General features: G+C 34.0%; 4 protein-coding genes. 3 read left to right on the top strand and 1 reads right to left on the bottom strand.

Annotated features, from left to right (window positions below):
* Positions 1–895: hypothetical protein (locus ABF281_RS07175; protein WP_347180998.1), on the top strand; the 895-nt coding region annotated here is incomplete at its 5' end.
* 3 nt (positions 896–898) lie between these two features.
* Positions 899–2,059, top strand: coding sequence for a lactonase family protein (locus tag ABF281_RS07170; protein WP_347180997.1), 1,161 nt, complete (start codon positions 899–901; stop codon positions 2,057–2,059).
* A 3-nt stretch (positions 2,060–2,062) separates the two neighbouring features.
* Here the strand turns inward: ABF281_RS07170 and ABF281_RS07165 are convergent, their stop codons facing one another.
* On the bottom strand, positions 2,063–3,103 hold the full coding sequence (locus ABF281_RS07165; protein WP_347180996.1) for a GntR family transcriptional regulator: 1,041 nt from the start codon (positions 3,101–3,103) through the stop codon (positions 2,063–2,065).
* Positions 3,104–3,477: 374 nt separating this feature from the next.
* Between ABF281_RS07165 and ABF281_RS07160 the strand changes: the two genes are divergently transcribed.
* Positions 3,478–5,194 (top strand): bifunctional rhamnulose-1-phosphate aldolase/short-chain dehydrogenase (locus tag ABF281_RS07160; RefSeq protein WP_347180995.1); only part of this gene is annotated, 1,717 nt, incomplete at its 3' end.

Here is a 5,194-nt window from a genome sequence, read left to right as displayed (position 1 = left end):
AGAACCTAAAGTAGGAGAAGAAGGAGTATCTCCGTTTCATTCATTTAGTCAAACAAGTTTTGAAGATGACAAAGGTGAAAAAGCAGAAGCAACACAACAACGAACATTGTCTTTGATACGAACATCTCCAACAACGGGCTATTATGTGGATGTTTTTAGATCAAAGTCTAAATTACCAAATGAATATCATGATTATTTGTATCACAATATAGGAGATCAGCTTGTTTTTGAAAACAATGACATGGATTTTAAAAAAACACCTGATAGATATATGGGGAATGCATGTGCAGAGTGGATTCACAATAAACAATACCGAAATCCAGGATGGCATTTTTTCAAAAAGGTAAAAACGTCAAATCCTTATGATAAAAATGTCAAAGCCACTTTTAACATAAAGAAATTAAAGGGAAAGAATCTATTTATGCAGCTTCATATTCCTGGGTTCGCTGAGCGTGTGTATAGTAAAGTTAAAGCGCCAATTACATTTGAGTCACCAGAACCTTATGACACAAAAAAAACACCAACTTTAGTCATTCGAAACAAAGGAGAAGCATGGAAAAATCCTTTTGTTGTGGTTTTTGAGCCTTATAATGAAAATGAAAACGCTACGATTAAGTCTGTTTCTAAAATTGAACAAAATAGAGTTTATAAAGGACTTAAGATTGTTAGTCATACCCCAACAGAAAAATTAGTTCAATATGTTATAACACAGTCTAAAAATGATATCTTTAAGAATGAGGACTTGGGTATTTATTTCAAAGGAACTTTTGCGGTAATTACTTTAGACGAGGGTAGAAAGTTGAAAAGTATTTATATTGGAGAAGGAGACAAGCTTATCTATAATAAGAAGACAGTTGAAACAGGAGCAAACAAAACATATTATAAAACATATTAAATCATGATGATGTCTGTACGTAGTATTTATCATTTTATTTCGCGAGTGATCTTCATATTTGTATTGGTTGGTTGTATACATAAAAAAGAAACGACCTTGCTTTTTGTGGGTAGTTTTACGGATAAAAAACCAGGAGAAGGAATCCATGTGTATGCATTCGATAATGAAACAGGTGAAAGTACTCTAAAATTTGTTTTAGACAGTGTTGTTAATACTTCGTTTTTAAAATTATCTAAAAATGGTGAATACTTATATTCTGTAATAGAAAGTCAAATGCCATACCATGGAAAGGTAGGGGTATATGCCATAGATTCTGTACAGGGTAAAATTGACCTCGTAGACACCAAAGATTGTGGAGGCTTAAATCCAGCGCACATAGCCCTTGATAAAACCGGAAGATTTTTAGCGAATTCTAATTATTCAGATGGGAGTCTGAGTTTATTTAAAATTAGAAAAAATGGGAGGCTTAGTTCCGATCCTCAAGTTTTGAGATTTGTAGGGTCAAGCGTGATTCAAAACCGTCAAACCTCTTCACATATTCATTCTGCAAATTTTTCTCCTGACAACCAGTTTTTGTTTGCTCAAGATTTAGGTTCAGACAGAATAAGAAGTTTTAGTTTAGATTTCTCTCAGCAAGACTCTATACTTCAAGAAAGAACACAAATTCAAATGAAACCTGGTAGTGGTCCTAGGCATTTTGTGTTTCATCCCAACGGTAGTCTCGGTTATAGCATCAGTGAGTTGAGCGGTAAAATTACTGTTTTTAGATATCAAAATGGAGCTCTAGAATTCGTAAAAGATTATCATTCTTATCAAACGAGAAATGATATTTATAGAGCTGCAGATATACATATTTCACCAGATGGAAAATTCTTATATGCTTCGAATCGAGATTTGGACGAGAACAGCATCTCAATATTCTCCATCAACTCAGACAATGGTGAGTTAAAGGTTGTTGATTATGTGTCTACTGGAGGAAATCACCCTAGAAATTTTGCGATATCACCCTCAGGGAAATTTTTGATCGTTGCCAACCAATTTTCAAACAATATTATCATTTACAGAAGAGACATCATATCGGGAAAATTAGAACGGTTACCTCATAAGATTACAGTTGGTCAGCCTTCGAGTATACAAATGAGAACTTATCAAGTGTCAGCCTAAAAACTAAAGAGAGTCTCTTTCAATAAAGTTGAAAGGTACTTTAATTTTGCCTTTTTTGTTGTTTAAGATCATTTCTGCAGTTGTCTCACCCATGATTTTAAAATCTGTAGACACGACAGTAATCCCTAGTAAGTCCTTTAGAGGAGTGTCGTTGTATGAAATAATACCGATATCTTTACCAATAACAAACTCGTCTTCTTTTGCTTGTTTGACTAAATTTACCAGATCAGATTCTTCAATGGTTAAAAATAAATCGCCATTTTTTATGATCATGTTGTCATAGATTTTGTCAATAATTTCAAAATCAAGTTTAAATTCTACACAGAATTTCCTAAACCCGTTTAAGATTCTCTTAGGATACGGGTAGACTGCCTTTTTAGGGTAGACCAACATGATTTTTTTATATTTCTGAATTTTTGAGATACCTTCTTTTAGCGCATTGTAAATATCGTTTTCAAAATCTTGATAAATTTCAACATACGTTTTGTCCATTCCCAATTTAACGTTGTCTAAAATCACGAGTTTTTCTACAGCAAGTTTTTCAATAGCTGTTTTTACTTGAGCGGTGTAGCTAACATGGTTTAAGTTTTCTGTTTTAAAATGAGGCATGATGACATAGTAATCATATGCTGATTTGTGTTTCTCTAACAAGTTTAAAAATAAAGACTCATCACAATGATAAATGACAAGATCTGTATGAGTATTTGGACCAATACTATTAATAAAAGAGTTGTAGGTCTTAAGTTTGTAAGAACTAAGTTTATTGATCAAAAATAGAATATTAGTTTTCGAAATTAACGTAGTTCTATTGATGTAATAACCTTTACCACGAATGGCATGAATAATATTGCGCTGTTTCAATATACTGTAGGCTTTCTCAACAGTATCCCTTGATAGATAAAATTCTTCACTAAACATATTGATCGATGGTATTTTTTGACCTATGACCAAGTTTCCTTCTGAAATGTTGTGGATAATTGAGTCTATGATTTGTTGATACTTAGGGATTCTAGATTCATCATCAATCGTTATAAATTTCATCATATTTAAAATAAATCAGCGTTTTATAATTAAGAAATTCTTTATCAAGCAAATATAGAAAGTTAATGTTCTATAATTTTTGTAATTTCAAAAATATTGTCTAATTATTTTGGGAACTTTAATTTTGGTCTTTAGTAAAAATCCTTCAGGCTAAATTTTATAGCTACTGAGCGTCCTGTTTTAGGTGTTAGAATGCTTTTCTGTCGAGATTAAAGTGGCTGTTTGGTCAAGATGATGTCATAAATTTAACAACAAAATAAATCGCGGTCTTTGGAGATGGGCATAGAAATAAATATTACGGCGACACGGTACAGTACAGGATACAGAAGTTTATGGTTAAAACTATGTTTGCTTAAATTTTTATAATAATATTTAAGATGACAAATACAAAGCAATTCAAATACGTAGATTATTTATGGGATCATGAAAAAGCTGCTTCTTTTGGTGAAAATCAAGTAGATTTATTTTTGTATCGTTCCAATACATTAGGTGCGGATTTAAGAATTACTAATTATGGTGGTGGTAATACAAGTTGTAGAACCACAGAAAAAGATCCTCTAACAAATGAAGATGTTGAGGTAATGTGGATCAAGGGGTCTGGAGGAGATATTGGTACTTTGAACAGAAGTGGTATTGCTGGTATTTACACAGAGAGATTGCGTGATTTAAAAAACGTCTATGGCGGTTTAGAGGATGAAGACAGAATGGTTGGTTTGTTCAATCATTGTATTTTTGACCTTGATAGTAAAGCACCATCAATTGATACTCCATTACACGGATTGTTACCTTTTGCTCACATAGATCACTTGCATCCAGACGCATTGATTGCAGTAGCAGCAGCAAAGGATAGCGAAAAAGTAACCAAAGAAATTTGGGGAGATACAATGGGGTGGGTACCATGGCAACGCCCAGGTTTTGATTTGGGTCTTCAAATAGAAAAATGCTTAGCTGATAATCCAGGGATTAGAGGTATTGTTTTAGGTTCTCACGGTTTGTTTACTTGGGGAGATACATCTTACGAATGTTACATTAATAGCCTTGAGGTTATTGAGATGGCTTCTGAGTTTATCGATAATAAAATCAAAGAAAACGGTAGTGTTTTTGGTGGTCAAAAGCTAGAAAGTTTACCAAAAGAAGAGCGTTCAAAAAAAGCAGCTCAAATCATGCCCTTGCTAAGAGGTTTGTGTTCTTCTGAAAATAAAATGATTGGTCATTTTTCTGACACAGATGTTGTTATGGAGTATATCAATAGTAATGATTTAGAACGTCTGGCTCCTATGGGAACTTCTTGTCCGGATCATTTCTTAAGAACTAAGATACAGCCTTTAGTGTTGACATTAGACAAAAATGAAGACTTAACTGATACGGATGCTATCTTGGCAAAGCTAGAGCCTGCATTTGCAGCTTACAGACAAGAGTATGTAGATTACTACAACACTTGCAAGAAAGACAATAGTCCTGCGGTTAGAGATGCTAACCCTGTGATTATTATCTATCCAGGAGTAGGAATGTTTAGTTTTGCTAAAAACAAGCAAACAACTAGAGTAGCAAATGAGTTTTATATCAACGCCATAAATGTAATGCGTGGTGCTGAAGCGATCACGGAGTATACTTCTCTACCAAGACAAGAAGCTTTTGATATTGAGTATTGGTTGTTAGAAGAGGCTAAGTTACAGCGTATGCCAAAAGAACAGCCGCTTTCTAGAAAAGTAGCTTTGGTTACTGGTGCTGGTGGTGGTATTGGGAAAGCAATTGCTGACAAATTAGTAGCAGAAGGAGCAAATATTGTGTTGACTGACATCAACGAGCAAAGCTTGATTGAAGCGAATGCAACGTATAAAAGAGATGTTTCAACTTATGCTGTATGTGATGTTACAAACCCAGATTCTATTGCTTCAGCTTATGAGAAAGCATGTTTGGAGTTTGGAGGGATAGATATTGTTGTTCACAGTGCTGGATTGGCAATTTCAAAACCATTGTTGGATACTACAGATAAAGATTGGAATATCTTGCAAGGAATCTTAGTGAAGGGTCAATTCGATTTAGCGAAGCAATTCTCTGCGATCACGCGTAAACAAGGTTTAGGAGGAGATT

Source organism: Wenyingzhuangia sp. (assembly GCF_039768515.1).
Taxonomy (GTDB): Bacteria; Bacteroidota; Bacteroidia; order Flavobacteriales; family Flavobacteriaceae; genus Wenyingzhuangia.
This window is presented reverse-complemented; position numbering and strand designations above follow the sequence as displayed.

Coding starts and splice junctions, on each gene's coding strand:
- ABF281_RS07170 (WP_347180997.1), top strand. CDS start 899: ATGATGATGTCTGTACGTAGTATTTATCATTTTATTTCGCGAGTGATC.
- ABF281_RS07165 (WP_347180996.1), bottom strand. CDS start 3,103: ATGATGAAATTTATAACGATTGATGATGAATCTAGAATCCCTAAGTAT.